This is a genomic window from Candidatus Leptofilum sp., assembly GCF_965223285.1.
GTDB lineage: Bacteria > Chloroflexota > Anaerolineae > Promineifilales > Promineifilaceae > Leptofilum.
In genome coordinates this window covers 4,358,063-4,381,598 of sequence record NZ_OZ244997.1, presented here as the reverse complement: position 1 = coordinate 4,381,598, position 23,536 = coordinate 4,358,063, and the positions used below count along the sequence as shown (strand labels likewise).

Sequence of the window (23,536 nt, the reverse complement as noted above, 5' to 3'; positions counted from 1 at the left end):
AGCCCTAGCTAAAAATCTCACGTAAAGTCGCCAAGTCGCAAAGGAAGAATAAAGGATTTGCATGAAAACGATGTAGCTAACATGGTAAGCAACTTCTCACATATTTGCGTTTGACAAATAAACGCCTGGGCATACTCGTCAACTTTAGCGGCTTTTTGCTTAAAAATAATATCAAGCGTGTTGCGAACGATTTAAAAGAGTAGACAACAAAAACCTTTGCGTCTTTGCGCCTTTGCGTGATCAAACTTTTTACGCTTCCGGCGCATATTTTTCTTTACGAAGTAATGAGAAGCATCTACGCAAGAGGAAGAGGAATCCATCATGGGAATGCAAAATTTTTCGTCGGAATTCAAGACCCCTGAACAGTATATTATTGACATTACTTACAAAATTTGGGAAGAAAAGGGCGTGGAGCGCATCCGAGAATGGTACTCAGCCGACTGCCCTGTTCGCTCGCCAAGTGGCGTTTCTAACACAGTGGAAGACGTGATAAACAATACGCTTTCATCTATGCAGGTGTTTCCCAATCGTGATCTGTTGGCGGAGGACGTCATTATTGGCGACTTGGCCGATGGCTTCCTCTCGTCCCACCGGGTGCGAACCGTTGGCGTCCATGCAGGCGACGGTTACTTAGGCCCGGCCACTAATCGGCCAATCACCACGGTGGCGATGGCCGACTGCCTTTGCCGCGACAACCAGGTTGTCGAAGAGTGGGTTTTGGGTGATCAAGCCAAGAATTTACGCCAGTTGGGCATTGATCCGGTAGCGTATGGCAAAAAGACAGGCAAGGATAACCGAGAAGCCTACACCATTGGCAACGAGGCGATGCGCCAACGCTGGGCCGACCCAGAGGGCTTGACCATCATCGGGGATAAGTCCATTGCGAACCGAATTATAGACACATATGCCGCCATCTGGAATGACAAGAACCTAACGATGATGGATGAGCAATATGATCGGGCGATCCGTTTTGAGGGACCTGGCGATGGGCCACTTTACGGCCGTACCCGCACCGCCAATCTTCTTACTAGCATCCTGGCTTCCATGCCAGACGGCCGGTTTGAGCCACACTTCATCATCGTCCGCCAACAAGAGGCACGCCCGGTACGCATCGCCTTGCGCTGGACTTACTGCGGTACGCATAGTGGACACGGCCGTTATGGTGAGCCCACCGGTTCTCCCATAGCCATCTTGGGCATTTCCCACTTTGAACTCCGCGATGGCTTGATTGTGAATGAGTGGTTCGTGATGGATGAGGTGGCGATTTATGCACAGATAGCGGCACATCAGGAGATTGGAGATTAGAAACTAGCAATCTCCAATCTCTAATCTCCAGTCTCCCAAAAAGGAATTTACAACATGGGCATGCAAAATTTTTCCCCAGAATTTAAGACACCCGAACAATACATTATCGACATTACCTACATCATTTGGGAAGAAGGGGATGTGGGGCGCATCCGAGAGTGGTACGCGCCCATCTGCCCGGTGCGGTCGCCACATCGCGTTTACGACACGGTGCAAGATGTGATTGACGAGACGTTAGAAAGTATGCACGTCTTTTCCAACCGCCGCCCTATGGCTGACGACGTAATTATTGGCGACAAGCCAACTGGTTTCTATTCCTCACACCGCGTCCGCTCTGTGGGTCTGCACACGGGGGATGGCACTTTGGGGCCAGCCACGGGTCGGCCTTACCAAGGATTGGGGATTGCCGACTGCCTTTGCCGGGATAATCGCATTGTGGAGGAGTGGAAACTGCGCGACCATGCTAACTTTGTGCGCCAGCTAGGGCTTGATCCGGTGGCTTACGGCCGTTCCCTAGGCCAGAAAAATCCCGAAGCCTACGCCATTGGCAACGAGGCGATGCGCCAACGCTGGATAGACAACAACGGTCTAACCATCGTCGGTGACAGCGACATCGCCAACCGCATTATCGACACGTATGATGCACTATGGAACGAAAAACACCTGAACGTCCTGGCTGATAACTACGTGCGGGCAGTGCGTTTTGAAGGGCCAAACGGTCATCTTAGCTATGGGCGAGAGTCGGCCAATAATTTGCTAGCCAGCATATTGGCTTCTATTCCCGACGGCCGTTTTGAACCCCATCACCTCATCGTCCGCCAGCGACCAAATCGAGCCATCAACGTGGCCCTGCGTTGGTCTTACTGCGGCACCCACAGCGGCATGGGACGTTACGGGTCGCCAACTGGCTGTCCGCTGGCACTGTTGGGCATCTCCCATTTTGAACTGCACGATGGGCAGATTGCTAGTGAATGGATGGTGGTGGATGAGACGGCCGTTTACGCCCAAATTGCAGCACACCAAGAGATTTGAGATTAGAACCTGGCAATCTCCAATCTCTAATCTCCAGTCTCGAATTACAAACACTTCACCCAAAAAAGGAACCTAGCTAATGGGCATGCAAAATTTCTCTCCAGAATTCAAAACGCCAGAACAGTACATCATTGACATCACTTACAAGATTTGGGAAATGCGGGGCATAAACCTTATTAATGATTGGTACGCCGCCGATACCCCTGTTCGGAGACCACACGGCGTTACCAATACGGTGGAAGCAGTTATCCTGCACACGCTGGAAGCGATGTCGGAATTCCCAGACGAAGAAGCCCTAGCCGAAGACGTCATCATTGGCGATAAGCCCAGCGGTTTTTATTCATCCCATCGAGTACGCTCCCAAGCCACCCATTTAGCCGATGGCTATTTTGGACCAGCCACCCGTCGCTTCGTCAGCAATCTGACCATCGCTGACTGCCTCTGCCGTCACAACAGGGTTGTGGAAGAGTGGTTGGTCAGCGATGGGGCCAGCATGGCCCGCCAACTCGGGCATGATCCGGTGGTTTTTGGCAAAAATTTAGGGCAGAAAAATCCCAAAGCCTACACAGTCGGCAACGACGCAATGCGCGAGCGTTGGTCTGACTCGGCAGGATTAACGATTGTGGGTGACAACGGCATCGCCAACAGCATTATCGACACCTACGCTGCCATTTGGAATGATAAAAACCTCACGATTATGGATGAGAAATATGATCGCGCCGTGCGCTTTGAGGGGCCAAACGGCCATGTTTGTTACGGCCGTACCCGCACGGGCAACTGGTTGTACACGGTGCTGGCTTCTATTCCAGACGGCCGTTTCCAACCCCACCACGTCATTGTACGCCAGCAGGCAGAATGCCCCATGCGTATTGCCTTGCGCTGGTCTTACTGCGGCACCCACAGCGGCATTGGCCAGTATGGTGAGCCAGCCGGAGCGCCAATCGCCCTGCTGGGCATTTCCCATTTTGAACTGCGCGATGGCCAGATTGTGAATGAGTGGCTGGTGGTGGATGAAACGGCCGTTTACGCCCAAATCGCTGCTCATCAAATGGCTGACTGATCAAATCTGGAGGAAGCACGATGACCCAAGAAGATACGCCGGGAAAAGCGTATTTGCAGTATCAACCGATAGACCAGGCGCAAAACATCGCCAACAAAGAGTGCATCCTGGCCATTATGCAGCAAATGCTCAACACGCCGCTAGCAGAAATGGACGACGCTATCCGCGCCAGCTACCATGCCGATGCCAGCGTCAACATCTCCCACCCCCTCAATGAATTGAGCGATGCCCACACCATAGGCAAGCAGTTTTGGCAGCCACTGCGCCACGCCCTGCCTGATGTTGAACGCCGCACCGATATTTTGGCCGGGGGGCTTTATCGCGGGGCTTTTTTGGTTGGTTGCCTGGGTCACTATGTAGGCACGTTCCAAAATGATTGGCTGGGCATTCCGGCGACGGGCGGCGTTGTGGCAGTGCGCTATGCCGAAGGACACATGCTGCATGAAGGCAAGATTGCCGAGAGTTATATCTTTGTTGATTTTCTAGACTTGATGCGGCAGGTGGGCTACTGGCCGATTGCTCCCAGCTTGGGGAGCGAAATCCAGTGGCTGTCGCCGATGACGCACGATGGCGTGATCTTGACACCGCAAGACAATGCGATTTCGCAACGAACCCTGGCGCGCATCTTCAGCATGTGGCACGGTCTGGATATTCATGAAGGCGCGGAGTTGACAAACGAATTGATGGATATGATTGAAGCAGAAGATGCCCGGCATTTCCATCCCGACTTTCTGTGGTACGGGGCGGCGGGCATTGGCACAACCCGCGGCGTGAAAGGGTTTGACGATTATCACGGCCATCCCTTTGTGAAGGCATTCCCTGACCGGGGTAGCCGAGACAAAGCCCATTTCATCCAAATTGCAGATGGTAATTATGCAGTAACGGGCGGCTGGGGCTATTTGCAGGCCACTCATACCGGCAGTGACTTTTTGGGGATGCCGCCGACGGGTAGACATATCGAAATGCGGGTGATGGACTTTTATCGCTGTGACGAGGTAACGATCTGTGAAAATTGGGTTCCCATGGACATCCCCCATATTTTGATGCAAATGGGGGTAGATCTGTTCGGCCGTATGCGGCATCAGTTCCGGCAGAGTGGCAAATTAAGTATTAGAAATTGGCTGTTGAGGAGCGGGGGTTAATTATGGGCATGCAAAACTTTTCACCAGAATTCCAGACACCAGAACAGTACATCATTGACATTACCTACAAAATTTGGGAAGAGCGCGGCGTGGGGCGGCTGCACGATTGGTACGCAGCCGACTGCCCGGTGCATTCGCCCCACGGCGAGGAAAACACCCTCATTGATGTGTTCAACCACACGCTGGGAACGATGCACCTCTTTCCCAATCGGGACATTTTGGCCGAGGATGTGATCATTGGCGACAAGGCCGACGGCTTTCTCTCCTCCCATCGGGCGCGGTCGCCCGGCAGACATTTGGGTGATGGCATTTATGGCCCGGCCACCAATCGCCCCATCGTCTCCCTGGCCATTGCCGACTGCCTGTGCCAAAACAACATGGTGGTGGCCGAGTGGCTGCTGCGTGATCAGGCCAGTTTGGTACAGCAAATTGGACTTGATCCTGTTGCGTTTGGGCGGGAATTGGGCAGTAAAAATCCAGAAGCATACACTGTCGGCAATGAGGCGATGCGCCAGCGTTGGGCTGACCCTGAAGGCGTGCCCATTATCGGAGATACAACCATTGCCAACCGCATCAACGACACGTACACGGCTTTGTGGAGCGACAAGCAGCTCAAAATCATGGATGAACAATATGACCGGGCGATCCGCTTTGAGGGGCCTGGCGGTCAGCTTTGCTACGGCCGTCCTCGCACCGGCAATATCTTCTCCAGCATTTTGGCTTCGATGCCAGACGGCCGTTATGAACCGCATCACCTCATCGTCCGCCAGCAGCCAGAACGCCCCGTGCGCGTCGCCATCCGCTGGTCTTACTGCGGCACGCACAGCGGCAACGGCCGTTACGGTGAAAAATCGGGCGTACCCATCGCCATTCTGGGCATCTCCCACTTTGAGTTGCGCGACGGCAAGATTGTCAATGAGTGGATGGTGGTGGATGAGACGGCCGTTTATGCCCAAATTGCGGCATATCAAACATCATAAGGCAAAATGAGATGATAGCAGAACGACTCGCGCGACTGGAACGCGTTATGCAAGGGTATATTGACCGGCACGAGTTGGCCGGCATTGTCACCCTGATCGCACATCATGGTCAGATTGCCCATTCAGCACAGTTTGGTTATATGGATTTGGCGACGAAACGGCCGATGCAGGCGGACACTATCTTCCGAGTTGCCTCGATGGCCAAGCCCATTACTAGTGTAGCGGCCATGATGCTATTTGAGAGAGGTCATTTTCTATTAACTGATCCGATTTCGGCCTATATTCCAGAGTTTAAGGATTTGCCAGTTTTTGCCGGAATAAAAGATGGCCAACCGGAATGGCATAAACAAACCCAAGAAATCACCTTTTGGCATCTGTTGACGCATACGTCAGGGCTGGGTTATCCTGAAAGCGACAATCAAAACGTTGCCGCTTTGTATCAAGCTGTCAAACCCAATGACAGTGCTTCTCTGGAAGATTTGGCTATTAAACTTGCGGCGCTACCCCTTTTTGTGCAACCCGGCAGCCAATGGCAGTATGGTTACTCACAAGATGTTTTGGCTCGTCTGGTTGAACTGCTGTCAGGGTGTGAATTTGGCGATTTCCTGGAAAAGGAGATTTTCCAACCGTTAGGCATGGCTGACACAGCTTACCATGTTCCTCAGGGAAAAATCGCTCGCCTAGCATCAGCCTATACAATGAACGAATCAGGTAGATTGGAAGAGATAGACCCGATCTCGGCCAAACATACGCTGCCACCCGGTTTGAAACCGGGTGGGCATGGCCTTTTCTCTACAGCCCAAGATTATTTACGCTTCGCTCAAATGATGTTCAACGGAGGTCAACTGGATGGCGTTCGACTCTTGAATCGTAAAACGATTGCACTGATGACGACCAACAACCTACCACAAAATCTGCTTCCCATCCAAATTGCCTCAACAATACAATTTCCGGGAAGCGGTTATGGTTTAGGGTTTGGTATTATTATGGATCCGGTGGCAGAAAAGATTCCGGGAAGTGCAGGTAGCTTTCATTGGGGCGGTGCATATTTTTCTCGTTTCTGGGTTGATCCTGAAGAAGCACTCATCGGTATATTCATGTCTCAACTCCTGCCGTCTGACCATCATAAGGCACCGAAGCAGTTCAGAGCAATGGTTTATCAGGCACTTGATGATCGTTAGGTACCAACCAGTTTCCAAATTGGAGAAAAAATGAATTACACAACCTTAAAACAAGAAGTTCCCGTGACCAAAGCTGACGTGCGTCAGCTACAAAACAGCGTGCAAGAGATTCTTAGCCGCGTGCAGGAAGAAGGGGATACGGCCGTGCGCTTTTATTCGCAGAAGTTTGACAACTTTGCCCCCGAAACCTTCCGGGTAACGCCAGAAGAAGCCGCCATCGCCGCCGAGGAGCTGCCCAAACCCGTGGTCGAAGAATTAGACTATGCCATTCAGCAGGTGGGGGCGTTTGCCCAGGCGCAGCGCGACAGCATGACCGAGTTTGAAAAAGAGATCGCCCCCGGAATGCGGATGGGTCAGCGGATCATCCCTGTGGAGTCGGCGGGCTGTTACGTGCCTGCTGGCCGCTACCCTTGTTTAACTTCGGCCGTGATGTCGATGATGCCCGCCAAAATCGCCGGGGTCAAGCGCATTGTGGCTTGCAGCCCTCCCGGCCCCGATGGCAAAATCAATCAGGGCATCCTCTACACCATGTGGAAAATGGGCGTGGATGAAATATATTGCCTCGGCGGCATCCAGGCGATTGGCGCGATGGCTTACGGCACCAAGACGATTGCTCCCGTAGACATCGTGGTGGGGCCGGGCAACCAGTACGTGGCCGAAGCCAAACGCCAAATCTTTGGCACGGTGGGCATAGACTTTTTGGCTGGCCCCAGCGAGTGCTTGGTGCTGGCGGACGAGACGGGCAATGCGGAATATATCGCCGCCGATCTCATTGCCCAATGTGAACATGATCCCCACGCCCGTGGCTGTCTGGTCACAACCTCAGAAACCGTAGCACAAGAGACCCTCGTGGAGATTGAACGCCAGCTCAAAGAGCGCACCACCGAAGCCGTGGCGCGGGAATCGTGGGTAAACAAAGGCAGCGTGGTTGTGGTAGAAACAATGGCCGAGGCTGCCGATTATGCCAATGAGTACGCCCCGGAGCATCTGGAAATCCACAGCAGCAATCCGCGAGAGGTGCTGCCGCTGCTCACCAACTACGGCTCCCTCTTCATTGGCGAAAAAACGCCAGAAGTTTACGCCGACAAGATTGCCGGGCCCAACCACATCTTGCCCACCGGGGCAGCGGCACGCTACACGGGCGGCCTGTGGGTGGGCATGTTCCTCAAAGTAATCACCCACATGGAGGTTGACGATGACGCCTCCATTGAGCTGGCAAAATATACCGTGACCCAATCCACCTACGAAGGCATGGATGCCCACCGTCACGCAGCCGCCATTCGCCTGCGCGACATGGTAGATTAACCATGACGCGACTGCTGGGTATTGCCGCCGCGCAAGTCACGCCTGTGAATGGCGATCCGCAAGGCTCACTGGCAAAGCTGGAGGAAGTGACGCAGAGCATTGCTGCGTCCATCGAGTGGGTGGATTTGATCTGCTTCCCGGAGCTGTTTGTGACGGGCTTGAACCAGTTTGTAGAGGGCGGCGATTCCCCAAACCAGTTGGCAGAACCGGTGCCGGGGCCGCTGACGGAGCGATTTAGTGCCCTGGCACGGCGCGTGAATCGCTGGCTGGTTCCCGGCTCCTTTTTTGAGCGGGATGGTGAGGCGATTTACAACAGCAGCCTGGTTTTTGCTCCCAGTGGTGAAATTGTGGCGCATTATCGCAAACTATACCCTTGGGAGCCGCAGGAAAGCACGGCCGCTGGCGACAAAGGCTTTTGCGTTTGGGATATGCCGGGTGTGGGGCGGCTGGGGCTGTGCATCTGCTACGATATGTGGTTTCCTGAAGTGTCTCGCTCGCTGGCTTGGCTGGGAGCGGAACTGATTTTGCATCCCAGCATGACCTCAACCTCTGATCGGGAGGTGGAAACGGCCGTTGCCCGGGCCAACGCTATCTTCAATCAATGCTTTTTTGTGGATGTGAATATTGTTGGAAAATTTGGCGGCGGCCGTTCCCAAATTATTGATCCCGACGGCACGGTATTACAAATGGCAGGCGAACATGAATCAATCTTGACCCATCTTTTGGATTTGGATCACGTCAGCCGCACCAGAGAGTTGGGGACGCTGGGGCTGGCGCCCGTTTGGCACTCGTTTCAGGAACGGCCGTTTAATTTCCCCATCTACTCCCGGCCTCAAGAAGAGAGTCCTTTGCTGGCTAGCTTGGGTAAATCGAATTTGCCATGGGATAAAGCGGGCAGCGACCTTTTGGATGAGAGGGACGTGCCTTGAGCAAGCAAATAGAGCCAGCCATTGATTCTTTGCGCCAGCTTTCAATCGACGGCCTGCGTAGCAGAAAATTCCGGGCAACCTTAACAATTGAAACCCAGTTGGGTGATCCTGCGGGATCTTCTGAGTATGCTCAATTTTATGGTGCGCCTTATTACCATAGCTACTTGCTCTCTTATCGCTCCGATGGGCTGCGCGTTTATTCCCGGCTCGATCTTCCCCCAGTTGACATGCCTGCCAATGGCTACCCAGTGATTATCTTTGCCCACGGCTGGGTAAGTGCCTCGGATGCACCAAGCTATGCTTTTGCCTACCAACAAAACGCTTATTACGGTGATATTCTGGATAGTTATGTAAAGGCAGGGTTTGCCGTCCTAACGCCCGGATTTCGAGGTCACGGTACGGTAAATGGCTGCCCGGCTGACGGCTTAGCCTATATGCAGGCTTACGATAACGGTAGCTACCTCATTCCTTTGTTTAACGCCATTGATATTCTCAATCTTCTAGAAGGCGTTGGTTCTTTGAACCAAGTAAATTGGCGTGCGTGGGGTGCAAACAATGTCAAAATAGACAGCAGCCGGATTTACATTACCGGGCATTCCAAGGGTGGCGATGCGGCTCTGGCTGCGTTGGCTGTTGCCAGCAGCGGCACGCTGAACAACCAGTTTAAGGCAGCTTCCATCTGGTGTGGCAGTATTGAGGGGCGCATTGAGCAGGGTGCTTTTTATGGAGCGCAAGAAGCCAGCCGCGAGGCTTTAACCGATCCAGCGTACTTCCCTTTTATGCCCCCCACCTGGCAGACAGATGATTATTGGGGGACGATTGAGGCAGGGTTGGCTCAGAAAAAGAGACAACTATACGATACAGTGAAACGGTATGTACGCGATCAAGCAGATGCTGACTCGGATACAAACTCGCTAGTGGAGGTGATGGCTTCGCTGGATGCCGCCAAACATCTACAGTACGTTGATGTGCCGCTGGATTTGCATTACTCGGACAGAGATCATTTTTCTGTTCCCGCTTGGAATGCGTCAATCATTCGGTTGCTGCGGGCAGTGGGCGGCAGCGGTAATGCGTATCTCTACCGGGGAAATTCGCATGATCTAAGAGTGGTTCCTGGCTGGTCACCTGCTGGGGCAGTATCAGGCCGGGCAACGGCCGTTTCCCGAACCATCGCCCGGTTTCAAAGCAATTGAAAAAAGCGCAATGAATCATTAATGACGTAAAAGGAGTGAAACGAAATGGCGAAGAAAGATGAGGCTTCAAGCACAAAAACGACAACCAACAGCAAGCAGGCGCATCTCTTACGGCCGAATGGCGAACCGCGCGTGATGCCCACAGATTATTCTATTTCGCTGGGGGCAAAGGGTGGCACAGATCGGCTGTTGGTCAATCCGGGCAGCGAGCGGGTGCAGTCCATGCAGGGCTTTGAAGAAACTTACGTGGACATCATTGATTACATTGTCCGCATCACCCACCGCATTTGGGAAGAGAAGGATATTGGCTACATCTACGACACCTACGCCCACAACTCGCGGGTGGTGGATGGCTTTGGGCTGCAATACGGCCGTGACAAAATCGTCGCCGACACCGTGCATACCGTCAACGCCTTCCCCAACATTCGCCTCTTTGCCGATGAGATTGTGTGGGCGGGGGATGATGAAGTCGGCTTTCACACCTCCCATCGCACCATCATTAAAGGCACCAATACGGGCATGAGCCGCTTTGGCCTGCCCACGGGTCGCTCCGTTGAGCTATGGGTTATTGCCAACTGCGTCGCTTTGGACAATGAGATTTTTGAGGAGTGGGTGCTGTACGACAATGCCGATATGATTCGGCAGTTGGGCTTTGACCTGCGCGAAACAGCGCGGAAATTTGGCAACTTGCGCCTGAGCAACGAACTGCCGCCCACTACCTTTGAACCAGAGCGTTTGCCTGGTCAGGGAAAGCCAGAATATCGTGTTTATGAACCAGGTGCATCATTAGATGTCGCTGATTTTTTGGGCGCAGCCTACCACAATGCGCTAAATCGGCGCATGTTGCAGTCGCTGCATGACTCCCATGCGGCCAATGTGCGGGTGCTGAGTTCCAACGGCCGTCGCCTGTACGGCCGTGCCCAATTCCAGGCATTTTTGCTTTCACTGCTGGCTACCTTCCCCGATCTCGCCTTCCAAATTGACGATTTGTACTGGATGGGCAACGACGACGAAGGCTACCGTACCGCCATGCGCTGGAGTATCGTGGGCAAGCATGACGGCTGGGGCATCTACGGCGCACCCAGTGGCCGCCCGGTGCAGATGTGGGGCATTACGCAGCATGAAATTAAGGACGGCCGTATCGTTCAGGAATGGTTCATGTTTAATGAGTTTGCGGTGATGCAGCAGGTTTTTCATGATTAGTGGTGACAAGATGACAGGGTGAACGGGTGAAGGGGTGACAAGGTGAGGAAAGCGGTATTGGCGAAGCTGCCTCCGGAGTGGCCGGACAGTTTGCTGGGGGAGATTCGGGGGCTGGTAAAGGCGGACGGCCGTAAAGTGGTCGTGCTGGATGATGATCCTACTGGTACACAGACCGTGTCCAACATTCCGGTGCTGACCGAATGGTCAGTCGAGTCGCTTTGCGCGGAGCTAAATAGCGATTTCCCCGCCTTCTATATTCTTACCAATTCCCGCAGCCTGCCAGAAGCGGGGGCGGTTCAGCTCAATCGGCAAATTGGGCAAAATTTGCTGGCCGCCAGTCGCCAAACCGGGCGCGATTTTGCCCTTGTCAGCCGCAGCGATTCAACCTTGCGCGGCCACTTCCCCGCTGAACTGGATGCTTTGGAAGCTGTGCTGGAACGGCCGTTTGACGGCTGGCTGCTCATTCCTTTTTTTCTGGAAGGCGGCCGTTTCACCGTCAACAACATCCACTATGTGCAAGAAGGGGATACGCTGATTCCAGCCGGAGAGACACCGTTTGCCCAAGATGGCACGTTTGGCTATCAATCGTCCAATTTGTGTGAATGGGTGGCGGAAAAGAGTAACGGCCGTATCCAATCCCACCAAGTCCACTCAATTTCCCTAACCGACATTCGTCAGGGCGGCGCAGCGCAAATTTACCGCCAACTGCAGCAAATCAGTGAGGGGCAGGTGGTCATTGTCAACGCGGTTTCTTACCGTGACTTGGAAGTCTTTACGCTGGGCTTGCTGCAGGCTGAAGCGGCTGGCAAGCGTTTTCTGTACCGCACGGCTGCTTCCTTTGTGCCGGTTCGCGCGGGTTTGGCACCAGCGCCACTGCTAACTGTTGGAGATTTACAATTGCCCGAAAACGGTGGTGGCTTGACGATTATCGGCTCTTATGTGCCCAAAACCAGCCGCCAAATTGAAGCGGTACTGGCAGAAACGGCCGTTTACGCCATCGAGGTGCAAGTAGACACTTTGCTGGATAAGGCTGCTCGCTCTACAGAGATTGCCCGCATACTTTCCCTGGCCAACAACGCATTAACCAGCGATGTGGATGTTGTCATTTACACCAGTCGCCAACTTATCCACACGCACGACGGCCGTGCCGGATTAGATATTGGTGGGCGCATTTCCAGCAGTCTGGTTCAGATAATGAAAAATCTGTCCGTTCGCCCCAGGTACATCATTGCCAAAGGGGGCATTACCTCCAGCGACATCGCCACCAAAGGGCTAAACGTGCGTCGGGCAATGGTGGCCGGGCAAATTTTGCCAGGCGTGCCGCTGTGGCGACTAGGCACTGAAAGTCGTTATCCTGACCTGGCTTATATCGTCTTCCCCGGCAACGTGGGCGCAGATGATGCGCTCTCAAACCTTATAAATCAGCTACAATTAGACACATGATCACACAAGAATCTTTTGCCTAGATGTGACAGTCACTTTGGAAGTGACTGTCACATGAACGCATGCAAACGAGGGTATCAGGTATGAGTCACGAAAAAGGTCAGGTAAGGCTAACGGCCGTTGAGGAATTTCAGAATGCGCGCCTCAACGCAAAATTAGAGCAAATCAAGGCGGCACTCACGGGCAAATCAGCCGATTTACTTTCATATGAAGAAGTGCGCGAAAAAGTTCAGGCTGTGGAAACGAACCGACGGGAATTGAAGGAGATTCCGCTGGATGCCATTGTGGGCAGCGTGGGCCGCTATAAAGATTTTACCCGCCACTTTTTGCCGCTTGTGGCTGAAGATCAGTACCGTTGGGCACGGGTTCATACGCTGGCAGGCAGCATGGAAGGCTTGCCCCCCATCGAAGTGTATCAAATTGGTGACGTTTACTTTGTTCGTGACGGCAACCATCGCGTGTCGGTGGCGCGAGAGCTGGGGGCCACACACATCGAAGCGTATGTCACCTTGGTGAAAACGGCCGTTCCCTTAGAGTCAGACCTTCAGCCAGACGATCTCATCATTAAAGAGCGATATGCTAATTTTCTGGAGCGCACCCGCCTCGACGACACCTTCCCAGACCTCGATTTGAGCATGAGCGTAGCGGGTAATTACCGCGTATTGGAGCAGCAAATTGGGGTGCATCAACATTGGGTCAAAGAACACAAAAACGAAGACATTTCATATGCTGAAGCGGCCGTTCGCTGGTACAAGTATATTTATTGGCCAGTGATCCAAATGATTCGGGAGCGAGGCATGATGCGCGACTTCCCCGACCGCACCGAAACGGATCTGTACGTCTGGATTGACAAACATCGGCATGAATTGGCAGAAAAATTGGGCTGGTCGGTGGATATGGAAACGGCCGTTTCTGACCTGGCCACAACCCAAACAAGAGACCCCAAACTGGTAGCCCAACGTCTCAGTCAAAAGGTGCGCGATGCGCTTTTGCCTGCTGCGTTAGAGGCAGGCCCAACGGTGGGGGAGTGGCGTGAATCTTGGTTGTCTACCCAGCGAGAAGATCGCCTCTTCAACCACATTTTAGTCGCTGTGGATGGGCAAGACACCGGTTGGCACGCACTGCACCAGGCCATTCGCGTAGCGTGGCGGGAAGAAGGAAAAATTTACGGCCTGCACGTTGTGGCCACCCCAGAAGCAGCCAAAAGCGAAGCCGCCCAAGTCGTAAAAGCTGAATTCGAGCATCGCTGCCAGGAGGCTGGCATTCCTGGTGAGTTAACCATTACCACGGGGCCGGTAACGGGAACCATTTGCTACCGCGCCCGCTGGGCTGACCTGGTTGTAGTGAGTTTGAGCCATCCGCCAGGTGACCAGCCAGTTGAACGGTTAAGTTCCCAATTTGGGCAGCTTTTACGCCGCTGTCCGCGCCCCGTGCTGGCTGTGCCGCGCACCCATGCAGAACTCGATCACATTTTGCTAGCTTATGATGGCAGCCCCAAGGCAGATGAGGCCTTGTTTGTTGCCACTTATTTGGCAAAGCAGTGGCAGGTGTCGTTAACCGTTGTTATTGCTTTGAGCAAACGCGTGACGGAGGAAACGGCCGTTCATTTGCGCCAATATTTTGCACGGGAGCAGCTTAAGGCAGAGATAGTAGTTGCACCGGGCAAACCCGCGTCACTTATCTTGTCCACTGCACGTGACTATGATTGCGGCCTGGTATTGATGGGGGGGTATGGCCAAGCACCTGTTATGGAGGTCATCGTTGGCAGCACGGTCGATGAGCTTCTCCGCAGCCGCAATCGTCCCATTCTCATTTGTCGCTGACCTCTTCTGCAGACGCCGAAAGAAAGCAACCATCTGCAATTATTTGAACTTCTATTTTGCATTGACTTATCATCTTGCTCAGATATACTTGAGATATATCTGTAATATATCAGAAAAATGGTGGCATATGACGCAACTTTCCCTAAGCCAACAAGCCTACTTATCCATTAAACAACAAATCGTCTCTCTGAGACTGCCTCCTGGTTCTGTTATTAACGAGGCAGAACTACGCGAGGAATTAAACCTCAGCCGCACCCCGATTCGTGAAGCGTTACAGCGTTTGGCTCAAGAAAAACTAATTCTCATTGTACCCAGACGCGGTATGTTTGTGACTGAAATTAGCATTACCGATTTGCAAAAATTATTCGAGGCGCGACTTGCTTTGGAGCCGTTCGTTGCCCGCCTTGCTGCACAACGCGGCACAGTCCAGCATTGGTCAAAAATGGACGATGTGCTGGCCACAGCACCCCCTCATGACGAGGAAGCCGATAATGAAAAGTTAATCGCAATTGACGAAGCCTGTCACCAGATTGTTTATGAGGCGGCTGCCAATCAGTTTCTCTGCGACACGCTAAGAACCCTCTACGCCTTAAGCTTACGCCTTTGGTATTTCTCCCTGAACCAAATCGGCAACATGCAAGATGCTGTTTTGGAGCATCAATTGATCTTGGATGCGCTCAGATTAAAAGATGAAGATGAAGCTGCTCGATTAATGGAAACACATATCCACACGTTTCATAAGGAATTGCAAATAGTAATTGGAGGAAAAATATGAGTGAACTTCCTGAAAAAGCAAAAGTTGTGATTATTGGTGCCGGTATTGTCGGCAACAGTTTGGCCTACCATCTGGCGTTAAAGGGATGGACAAATATGGTTTTGCTCGATAAGGGACCATTTCCCAATCCCGGTGGTTCAACTGGCCACGCATCAAATTTCATTTTTATTGTCGACCACTCCAAAGAAATGACTTTGCTGACGCTTGATAGTATGCGACAGTATAAGGAATTGGGGGTGTTTACCGAATGTGGCGGTATTGAAGTAGCCCGCACCGAAGCGCGAATGGAAGAGTTCCGGCGGCGGATGGCTTCGTCCAAAGCGTGGGGTGTCGAATCACACCTTGTTACACCAGCCCAAATCAAGGAAATGGTTCCCTACATCAATGAAGAGATTTTGTTGGGTGGTTTTTACACACCCGGTGTAGGCGTGGTGGATTCACTGCGTGCAGGTACGTTGATGCGCGAACAAGCGGAGGAAATGGGTGTATTGACCAGTATGCCCAATACAGAAATTTTGGACATTGAGACGGAAAACGGCCGTATCATAGGTGTCCAAACTTCTCGAGGCCACATAACTGCAGAAACAGTCATCATTTGTAGCGGTTGTTGGAGCCCACGGCTGGCGGCAATGGCTGGTGCAACAATTCCACTAACGCCGGCCGTTCACCAGATGATCAGCGTAGGACCAATTTCATTCTTTGAAAACACGACCTCAACCGAAATTGAATATCCTATTGTGCGTGATATGGATACATTCATGTATGAGCGGCAGAACGGTAACGACATAGAAGTCGGTTCCTATGCACATCGGCCCATTTTGATGCGTGCTAATGACATTCCTTCCATTGAAGAGTCGGCTTTATCCCCTACCGAATTACCGTTTACCGAAGAAGATTTTGATCCACAATTGGAACATTCACTGGAACTGATGCCCGAATTATTGGGCGATGAATCAGCAGGTATTCGCCATGCTATTAACGGGCTGCTTTCGCTGACCCCAGATGGGATGCCCTGCATTGGTAAAACGACTGTGAAAGGATTGTGGTCGGCAGCCGCAATCTGGATTAAAGAGGCACCAGGTTTTGCAAAGGCAGCGGCTGAACTTATGACTGATGGTTGGTCCGAGGTTGATATTCATGCGTCGGATATTGCTCGATTTTATGATTATGCTCATTCTGAACATCATGTCAATGCACGTACATCAGAAGGATTTAACAAGACTTACGGTATTGTACATCCCCGTGAACAGTGGGAATCGAACCGGAATGTGCGCGTGAGTCCATTCTACATCCGAGAACAGGAGTTGGGTGCTGTTTTCTTTGAAAAAGGTGGATGGGAACGGCCGCAATGGTTCGAGTCGAACAAAGGCCTGCTGGATGAGTTTGGCGACAAAATTGACCAGCGGCCTCACGAATGGGATGCACGTTGGTGGTCACCTATTATCAATGCCGAACATCTGGCGATGCGTGACCGGGGGACAATGGTTGATTTAACGGCCTTTGCCATATTTGATATATCCGGTTCTGGTGCATTAGATTTTGTCCAGAAAATGGCGGTTAACCAGATGGATGTGAGAGTGGGGCGGGCTGTTTACACGCCTTTGCTCGCTCCAAACGGTGGGTTTAAATCAGATTTAACCATTATGCGCACGGCTGAAGATAGTTTTCGCGTTGTGACTGGCAGTGCCGACGGTGCCCGCGATAAAAGATGGTTCCTACAGCATCTACCCGATGATGGGTCGGTTGTTTTTGAGGACAAAACTTCTGCTTTGTGTACGATCGGTTTGTGGGGGCCACGCGCTCGTGATGTATTGCAATCAGTTACGAATGATGATGTTTCGCATAAAGGTTTTCCTTTTAGCACAGCCAAAAACTTGATGATTGGCGGTATTCCGGCATGGGCGCTACGCATTTCTTACGTTGGCGAATTGGGCTGGGAAATCTCGACATCAATGGAGCATGGCTTGAAGCTGTGGGATACGCTGTGGGAAGCAAGCCGCCCCTATGGCATTGTGCCTGCGGGTATGGGTGTTTATGGCGTCACGGGTCGGTTGGAAAAAGGGTACCGGCTCATGAGTGCCGAACTGGAATCAGAATACAATCCGGTTGAGGCTGGGTTGGCGCGCCCGAAGGTGAAAAAGGCTGATTTTATTGGCAAGGAAGCTTATTTGAAGGCACGACAAGAAGAGCCTGCTGCCATCTTGTGTACGCTAACGGTGGATGATCACACGTCGGCATCTGGTATGAAGCGGTTTATGCAAGGCCGAGAGCCAATTGTAACGGCTGACGGGAATGCGATTGTGGATAGTCACGGCCGTATTTCTTACGTGACTAGCGCCGGTGCCGGGCCTAGTTTGGGCAAGTTCCTGCTGCTGGCGTATTTACCGCCGGAATATGCGAAGGAAGGGAATAAACTAGCTGTGGAATATATGACGGAGCAATACCCAGTAACAGTGGCACGGGTTGGCAGCAAACCGCTGTTTGATCCCGATGATGAGCGGATGAAGCAGTAGTTGCAATATTGCAGAGGTATCTCTTTTACCTCTACAATATTATGGTCTTAAACTCTCAGGTGCAATATGGACATATTAGTTTGCATAAAACGTGTGCCTAATACAGGTGCAAAAATTACAGTGACGGAGGACGGGCAGGATATTGAGACACGTGTTTTGGGGTTTACGATTAGCCCACATGAGGAATGCGTGGTCGAGGAGGCTGTGCAGCTTGTAGAAAAACATGGTGGCAGCAGCACAGTCCTTACGCTGGGGCCGGAGGCAGCGATAGAACAACTGCGTGGCGCATTGGCAATGGGAATCGATCATGCGCTCTTGCTGGAAACTGATGGTGAAGAGTGGGGGGCAGTGGCGACGGCACAAGCGATTGTGGAAGCAATTCAAACGCAGGAAATGTCGTTTGACATGATTTTATTTGGCAATGAAGCGGCCGACACGGGTAGTTACCAGGTGGGCATCCGGGTGGCTCATGCACTGGATTTGCCTTGTGTGGCTGGGATTAAATCGCTCAGCGTGGAAGGGGAAACGGCCGTTGCGCAGCGAGAATCATCAGGCGGCTGGGAAAATTATGAAGTAACCCTGCCTGCCATTTTCACCATAAAAGAGGGCATTAATCTGCCCCGCTATCCTTCGTTTCCCGGCAAACTGCGCGCTAAAAAGAAACCCATCAACCGCTCTAAACCGCAAAAGCGTGGTGACGACATGGAAAAATTACAGTTGAAAACGCCTAAGGAGCAAGATAGCCATGTTACCATCCTTGGGAAAGGGGCTGACGCTGCGCCAAAGGTTGCAGCACTGCTTCAGGAACTGGGAGTAATTTAATCATGATTTTAGGAATAATTGATCATGATCGCGGCACTTTGAATGCCGTTTCATTGGAAATGCTGACATTAGGAAGAAAGCTGGCAGAGGAGTCAGACAGTCCGCTGGCAGCCGTATTGATTGGTGAAGTGGCACGGCCGTTAACCGACCAGCTTGCAGCCTATGGCGTCAGTAGAGTTTACTGTGCTGCGCACGATGGACTGGACGAATATGCACCGGAAGCGTGGGCGCAATCGGTGGTGGAACTGATTGAGACAGCCACACCAAATGTTGTGCTGGCCCCCGGTACAGATCGAGGGTATGAGGTGTTGGCTCACGTGGCAGCACGGCTGGATTTACCATTGGCGACGAATTGCATTGATGTTACTTTAAATGATGATTTTCAGGTGACGCGGCTGCGCTGGGGTGGCAGCTTGTTGGAAGAAGCAGCTTTGGCAGGAAGTCCTAAGTTACTTACGGTTGCACCGCATGCAATTGTAGCTGAAGAAAGTGGAGGGCATGGGGAAACGGCCGTTCACACGTTCATTCCTTCCTTGTCTGAAAAAGATTTTCGCGTGCGAGTGACCGGACGCGAATCATCTGGTCGTGAGGGAATTTCTCTGGCTGATGCCCGTGTTGTTGTGGGGGGTGGCCGTGGCGTGGGCAGCCAGGAAGGGTTTGATGGATTGGAACAGCTAGCAACATTGCTCGGTGGCGCAGTTGGTGGCTCACGAGTAGCAACCAATCTTGGCTGGCGACCCCATTCCGAACAAATTGGACAAACTGGCACCCGCATCGCCCCTGATTTATACATCGCCTGCGGCATCAGTGGCGCAATTCAACATTGGGTTGGCTGCAAAGGTGCCAAACAAATCCTAGCAATAAATACAGATGCCGAAGCGCCAATGGTCACAAAAGCTGATTATGCCGTCATTGGCGATTTACATGACCTGATACCAGCCTTGATTGCTGAAATTCAAAAGATGAAGGAATAAGCCAGCAGCCAGATACGCTAAATCCTTGACGCGAAATCGTTTTCGTAGTATTCTGGTACCGTCCACCCGAAAACGATTTCGTAAGTTTGTCTTTTGAGAAGTCAAATGTCCATTACCATTGAGGAACTTTCCAAACATCTTGGTATCTCCGTTTCTACGGTCTCTAAGGCCTTGAATGGGTATGCCGATGTTGCCTCAACGACTCGTGAACGGGTCATGACAGCGGCGCGTGAACTGGACTACCAGCCTAGCAGCGTGGCTCGCAACTTGCGACGCGGCCGTACCGATAAAATTGGCTTCGTTTTTAATAACGCTTTTACCTTCATCAGAGATTATTTTGCTGAAGTGATCATCGGCGCCACCGCCGCTGCCGAAAGCCACGGCAACAATATTGTCCTCTATACCAATGATGGACATTCCCCTGAAAGTTTACTGAGTCTGTTTCGTAGCCGAGATGTGGATGGTTTTGTCATCATCTGGAATCATGTTCCGGCTGCTTTTATTGACGTTTTGCTAGAAGCAAATGTCCCCTTTGTTATTCTGGGTCGCCGTGTGGAACATGAACAGGCGTCTTTCATCGCGCCAGACAATTACAATGGTGCGCGCACCCTCATGGAGCATCTTTTTTCATTGGGGCATCGGCGCATTGGGTTTACCACGCGCCCGGCAATGGGTCATACCAATGAAGATCGCTTTAATGCGTACAAAGATGCGCTTCAAACCGCTGGCATTCCCTACGATCCAGCTTTGGTTGTGGAAACACAGATTGAGTCGCGCAGCGGTTACTATGCGGTGAACCAGTTGTTGAACCTAGCGGAACCGCCAACGGCCGTATTTGCTTTTCATGATTTTGTGGCCATAGATGCCCAGCAGGCGATTCTCGACCGCGGTTTACGCATCCCCCAGGATATTGCTTTAGCAGGTTTTGACGGACTTCGTACCTCTCTGTTCACCGCTCCCCCCATCACCACCGTCAGCCAGCCGCTGGCTCAAATTGGCCAAGAATCTGTTTTGACCCTGCTTCATCTCATTGGAGATAACACCCATCCCCCTATTCAAAAAACATTACCAGTAGAACTCGTTATCAGACAATCAACCGTTGCTTAAAAATTTTTAGGACACAAAAAGTAAATATGGCAAAAGCAAAAAACCCAACTGACATCCCAGCCGATGATGTAGATCTCACGCTGCACAGCAAAGGAGATTTAGCACATCTCTTATCTACCGATGGGCATACAGAGCCTGCAATGCGTGGCTTTGCCCCCAAATTTCACGACATCGTTGATTACATTGTAAAAATTACGCATGAAATTTGGGAGGAGCGCGGAATCGGCCGTCTGTATGACTATTACGGTACCAACATGCGCATTCATACCTCCAATGGTGAAATTTACTCCCGCGAGAAGGTGATTGAAGCCACTATACAATCATTAGCAGCCTTCCCAAATCGCCGCCTCTATGCCGATGAGGTGATTTGGGCCGGGGATGATGAAAAAGGGTACTTCTCTTCCCATCGCCTAACCCATGAAGGCCACAACTGGGGACACTCATCATACGGCCCTCCCACTGGTCGTAGAGTTAGCTACCGTGCTATTGCCGATTGTGCGGTGGTTGAGGGCGTTATTGTGGAAGAGTGGCTGGTGCGAGACGAGCTTTCGCTGGTGTACCAGCTTGGTTTTGATGTGCATGAAATGGCGCGCCAAATGGCTCAGCAAGAGACCGACATCGGCCAACAGTTTACCGTACCGGCAGAACCAGACCGTTTGCGCGGCCAGCTACCCCCAGAAGCTGCGCCTGCCGATTCCGAAGCGTTTGATGTAGGTCAATTTGTCAAGCGTGCCATTCACGAAGTGTGGAATTGGCGCTTACTCAACAAGGTGGGTGATTATTACATCCCGCAATTTATTTGTGAATCTGCCTCGGGGCGACGATTGTACGGCCGTAACCAATACCGCAACTACATTTTATCCTTGCTCTCACCGTTCCCGGATGCGGCCGTTTCTGTCGATCACTTTTGCGCTTTACGCGATGGTCCAAATCGGTATCGAACCGCCACCCGCTGGACTATGACGGGTACGCACACCGGCCCAGGCATTTATGGCACGCCTACTGGCAAGCAAATTCGCATTATGGGCATTAGCCATCATTTAGTAGAAAACGGCAAATTTATCCAAGAGTGGACGTTGTTCGATGAGTTTGCCTTGTTAAAGCAGTTATACAAACCAACCTGATGAAAAGGAGGTGACGCCTATTTAACCACGTCTGTAGAAGATCCAAGTTTTTGTAAATTCCATTAAGGAGAAGGAACCCAATGAAAAACACACGTTTACTGAGTCTCATTTTATTGCTCATTGCCGCTTTGCTGCTGGTCGCCTGCGGATCATCTTCTGACGAAGGCAGTGACACAACAGAAGATACATCAGCCGACACTTCTTCTGACAGTGAAACAGCCGATGACACAGAAACGGCCGATTCAACAGATGAAGATATGGCGGAAGATATGGGCGTAGAAGGCTGCGCCATCGCAGGGCCAGCCGAAGAAACTGAAATTAACATGGTGGGCTGGTCTTTCCCCATCACCGATTTTTATGCCGCCGAGCTAGAAAAATGTAGCGGTGTAGAAAACCTAACCGTCAACACGAACCTGCTTGCTTCGGCTGACGCCCAAGAACAGGTACGTTTAGCTCTGTCTGCTGGCGGCGATTCCCCATTTGACATTGTTCACGGCGCCAATGGGCAGGTTGCCGAATGGGGCGGTCCTGGCTGGCTCATGCCGCTTAACGACCTGGTAGACAATTATTGGGACGAATACAACCTTGGCGACATCCCTGAAGCCGCCTGGGAAGGTGTCACCCTCGACGGCAACATCTACGGCGTGCCGATTGTGGGCAATACGCTGCATCTCATCTACCGCCAGGATGTCTTTGATGAATTAGGGTTAGAAGTACCAGACACCTATGCTGAGGTCCTGGAAATCTGTAACACCGTTGGTTTAGACAATCCTGATTGGGACATGCCGTTTAGCCTCAACTTCTCTGCGGGTTGGGCCTGGGAAATTGAGTTCTTCCAGATGCAGCGTGCCTTTGGCGGTAAATTCGTAGACGAGAACAATATGCCAACTTTTAATGATGAAACGGGCGTTCAGGCAATGGAATTGCTGGTCGAGGTAGCAGAAACCTGCATGGGACCAGACGGCTACTCCTTTAGCCTCAATGACCAAGAAGTTGCCTTGCAGTTGGGCACCTTGCCATCTACCAACATGTGGGCCAGCCGAGCAGCTAACATGACCGATCCCGAACGCACCGATTTGGGTGACATCATTGCTTATGCGCCAGCACCACGTGCCGTTGATGGCGGCCCCCGTGCCGGTTCAGCCTGGAACGATTACTACATGATTCCCGCCACAACGACCAACGATCCTGACCTCATCTTCCGCATCATCATGGAAGCAGCCGATGAGGAAAGCCAACAAGAAGCGGCCGTGCTCGGCATGACCACGCGCCTGTCTGCAGGCGAATTTGGTGGGCCATACCTGCCAGCGGCTAATCAAACCATCGAGGAAGGCATTGGCATCTACGACAACAATCAGGCCATTGGTATCGTTCGCGCCAAGCTCGCTGAATTCCTGCCCCTGGTAGGTTCCGGCGAGATGACAGCTCAAGAAGCGCTTGACGCAGCAGCCGAAGCATACATTGAAGAAGCGACTGCACAAGGCTTTATTGACGGGTAATTCTAAACCCACAGAGTAAGAGTTAGGCTGCATTTTCTCCTCAAAAGTCATTTGAGAAGAAAATGCAGCCGCAAAGTGTAACCGTTCGACAAACTGTAAGTTAGTAATGAGCAGGTTTAAGCAAAT

At 51.9% G+C, this 23,536-nt stretch carries 19 protein-coding genes and 1 pseudogene; all 20 read left to right on the top strand.

Going from position 1 to position 23,536, the window contains the following annotated elements; translation table 11 throughout:
• Positions 1 to 80: 80 nt before the first annotated feature.
• Positions 81 to 203 (top strand): annotated as a pseudogene (locus ACOQPU_RS19705) (GxxExxY protein); the annotation flags it as partial.
• Positions 204 to 321: 118 nt separating this feature from the next.
• Positions 322 to 1,305, top strand: coding sequence for an ester cyclase (locus tag ACOQPU_RS19700; RefSeq protein WP_420641547.1), 984 nt, complete (start codon positions 322 to 324; stop codon positions 1,303 to 1,305).
• Positions 1,306 to 1,365: 60 nt separating this feature from the next.
• Positions 1,366 to 2,337: an ester cyclase gene (locus ACOQPU_RS19695; RefSeq protein WP_420641546.1), complete on the top strand. Its 972-nt coding sequence runs from the start codon at positions 1,366 to 1,368 to the stop codon at positions 2,335 to 2,337.
• Positions 2,338 to 2,422: 85 nt separating this feature from the next.
• Entirely contained in the window at positions 2,423 to 3,397 is a 975-nt protein-coding gene (locus ACOQPU_RS19690; protein WP_420641545.1) for an ester cyclase, read from the top strand.
• A gap of 20 nt (positions 3,398 to 3,417) precedes the next feature.
• The gene (locus ACOQPU_RS19685; RefSeq protein WP_420641544.1) at positions 3,418 to 4,539 is read left to right on the top strand and encodes an ester cyclase; all 1,122 of its coding nucleotides are present in this window, start codon (positions 3,418 to 3,420) and stop codon (positions 4,537 to 4,539) included.
• 8 nt (positions 4,540 to 4,547) lie between these two features.
• Complete coding sequence (locus ACOQPU_RS19680; RefSeq protein WP_420641543.1) at positions 4,548 to 5,519, top strand: ester cyclase; 972 nt, start codon at positions 4,548 to 4,550, stop codon at positions 5,517 to 5,519.
• Positions 5,520 to 5,530: 11 nt separating this feature from the next.
• Positions 5,531 to 6,700, top strand: coding sequence for a serine hydrolase domain-containing protein (locus tag ACOQPU_RS19675; RefSeq protein ID WP_420641542.1), 1,170 nt, complete (start codon positions 5,531 to 5,533; stop codon positions 6,698 to 6,700).
• 30 nt (positions 6,701 to 6,730) lie between these two features.
• Positions 6,731 to 8,005, top strand: a complete 1,275-nt coding sequence (gene hisD, locus ACOQPU_RS19670; RefSeq protein WP_420641541.1) for a histidinol dehydrogenase — start codon at positions 6,731 to 6,733, stop codon at positions 8,003 to 8,005.
• Positions 8,006 to 8,007: 2 nt separating this feature from the next.
• A complete protein-coding gene (locus tag ACOQPU_RS19665; protein ID WP_420641540.1) occupies positions 8,008 to 8,934 on the top strand; it encodes a carbon-nitrogen hydrolase family protein in 927 nt (308 codons plus the stop codon).
• A complete protein-coding gene (locus tag ACOQPU_RS19660; RefSeq protein WP_420641539.1) occupies positions 8,931 to 10,127 on the top strand; it encodes an alpha/beta hydrolase family protein in 1,197 nt (398 codons plus the stop codon). Before ACOQPU_RS19665 ends, ACOQPU_RS19660 begins: the two co-directional genes overlap by 4 nt.
• Before the next feature lie 45 nt (positions 10,128 to 10,172).
• Positions 10,173 to 11,330 (top strand): ester cyclase, encoded by a 1,158-nt coding sequence (locus ACOQPU_RS19655; protein WP_420641538.1) that lies wholly within the window; start codon positions 10,173 to 10,175, stop codon positions 11,328 to 11,330.
• Between the two features lie 57 nt (positions 11,331 to 11,387).
• On the top strand, positions 11,388 to 12,773 hold the full coding sequence (locus ACOQPU_RS19650; RefSeq protein WP_420641537.1) for a four-carbon acid sugar kinase family protein: 1,386 nt from the start codon (positions 11,388 to 11,390) through the stop codon (positions 12,771 to 12,773).
• A gap of 83 nt (positions 12,774 to 12,856) precedes the next feature.
• Entirely contained in the window at positions 12,857 to 14,596 is a 1,740-nt protein-coding gene (locus ACOQPU_RS19645) for a universal stress protein (RefSeq protein WP_420641536.1), read from the top strand.
• 127 nt (positions 14,597 to 14,723) lie between these two features.
• On the top strand, positions 14,724 to 15,371 hold the full coding sequence (locus ACOQPU_RS19640; RefSeq protein ID WP_420641535.1) for a GntR family transcriptional regulator: 648 nt from the start codon (positions 14,724 to 14,726) through the stop codon (positions 15,369 to 15,371).
• On the top strand, positions 15,368 to 17,884 hold the full coding sequence (locus tag ACOQPU_RS19635; protein WP_420641534.1) for a GcvT family protein: 2,517 nt from the start codon (positions 15,368 to 15,370) through the stop codon (positions 17,882 to 17,884). Before ACOQPU_RS19640 ends, ACOQPU_RS19635 begins: the two co-directional genes overlap by 4 nt.
• 93 nt (positions 17,885 to 17,977) lie before the next feature.
• The gene (locus ACOQPU_RS19630; RefSeq protein ID WP_420641533.1) at positions 17,978 to 18,706 is read left to right on the top strand and encodes an electron transfer flavoprotein subunit beta/FixA family protein; all 729 of its coding nucleotides are present in this window, start codon (positions 17,978 to 17,980) and stop codon (positions 18,704 to 18,706) included.
• Between the two features lie 2 nt (positions 18,707 to 18,708).
• On the top strand, positions 18,709 to 19,680 hold the full coding sequence (locus tag ACOQPU_RS19625; RefSeq protein ID WP_420641532.1) for an electron transfer flavoprotein subunit alpha/FixB family protein: 972 nt from the start codon (positions 18,709 to 18,711) through the stop codon (positions 19,678 to 19,680).
• Between the two features lie 105 nt (positions 19,681 to 19,785).
• Positions 19,786 to 20,787 carry a LacI family DNA-binding transcriptional regulator gene (locus tag ACOQPU_RS19620; protein WP_420641531.1) on the top strand — a complete coding sequence of 334 codons (1,002 nt, stop codon included), beginning with the start codon at positions 19,786 to 19,788 and terminating at the stop codon, positions 20,785 to 20,787.
• 26 nt (positions 20,788 to 20,813) lie between these two features.
• Positions 20,814 to 21,911 (top strand): ester cyclase, encoded by a 1,098-nt coding sequence (locus ACOQPU_RS19615; RefSeq protein ID WP_420641530.1) that lies wholly within the window; start codon positions 20,814 to 20,816, stop codon positions 21,909 to 21,911.
• A gap of 80 nt (positions 21,912 to 21,991) precedes the next feature.
• Entirely contained in the window at positions 21,992 to 23,410 is a 1,419-nt protein-coding gene (locus tag ACOQPU_RS19610) for an extracellular solute-binding protein (protein WP_420641529.1), read from the top strand.
• The last annotated feature ends 126 nt before the right edge of the window (positions 23,411 to 23,536 follow it).

Coding starts and splice junctions, on each gene's coding strand:
- ACOQPU_RS19615 (WP_420641530.1), top strand. CDS start 20,814: ATGGCAAAAGCAAAAAACCCAACTGACATCCCAGCCGATGATGTAGAT.
- ACOQPU_RS19695 (WP_420641546.1), top strand. CDS start 1,366: ATGCAAAATTTTTCCCCAGAATTTAAGACACCCGAACAATACATTATC.
- ACOQPU_RS19610 (WP_420641529.1), top strand. CDS start 21,992: ATGAAAAACACACGTTTACTGAGTCTCATTTTATTGCTCATTGCCGCT.
- hisD (WP_420641541.1), top strand. CDS start 6,731: ATGAATTACACAACCTTAAAACAAGAAGTTCCCGTGACCAAAGCTGAC.
- ACOQPU_RS19655 (WP_420641538.1), top strand. CDS start 10,173: ATGGCGAAGAAAGATGAGGCTTCAAGCACAAAAACGACAACCAACAGC.
- ACOQPU_RS19680 (WP_420641543.1), top strand. CDS start 4,548: ATGCAAAACTTTTCACCAGAATTCCAGACACCAGAACAGTACATCATT.
- ACOQPU_RS19665 (WP_420641540.1), top strand. CDS start 8,008: ATGACGCGACTGCTGGGTATTGCCGCCGCGCAAGTCACGCCTGTGAAT.
- ACOQPU_RS19675 (WP_420641542.1), top strand. CDS start 5,531: ATGATAGCAGAACGACTCGCGCGACTGGAACGCGTTATGCAAGGGTAT.
- ACOQPU_RS19625 (WP_420641532.1), top strand. CDS start 18,709: ATGATTTTAGGAATAATTGATCATGATCGCGGCACTTTGAATGCCGTT.
- ACOQPU_RS19635 (WP_420641534.1), top strand. CDS start 15,368: ATGAGTGAACTTCCTGAAAAAGCAAAAGTTGTGATTATTGGTGCCGGT.
- ACOQPU_RS19645 (WP_420641536.1), top strand. CDS start 12,857: ATGAGTCACGAAAAAGGTCAGGTAAGGCTAACGGCCGTTGAGGAATTT.
- ACOQPU_RS19640 (WP_420641535.1), top strand. CDS start 14,724: ATGACGCAACTTTCCCTAAGCCAACAAGCCTACTTATCCATTAAACAA.
- ACOQPU_RS19620 (WP_420641531.1), top strand. CDS start 19,786: ATGTCCATTACCATTGAGGAACTTTCCAAACATCTTGGTATCTCCGTT.
- ACOQPU_RS19700 (WP_420641547.1), top strand. CDS start 322: ATGGGAATGCAAAATTTTTCGTCGGAATTCAAGACCCCTGAACAGTAT.
- ACOQPU_RS19685 (WP_420641544.1), top strand. CDS start 3,418: ATGACCCAAGAAGATACGCCGGGAAAAGCGTATTTGCAGTATCAACCG.
- ACOQPU_RS19690 (WP_420641545.1), top strand. CDS start 2,423: ATGCAAAATTTCTCTCCAGAATTCAAAACGCCAGAACAGTACATCATT.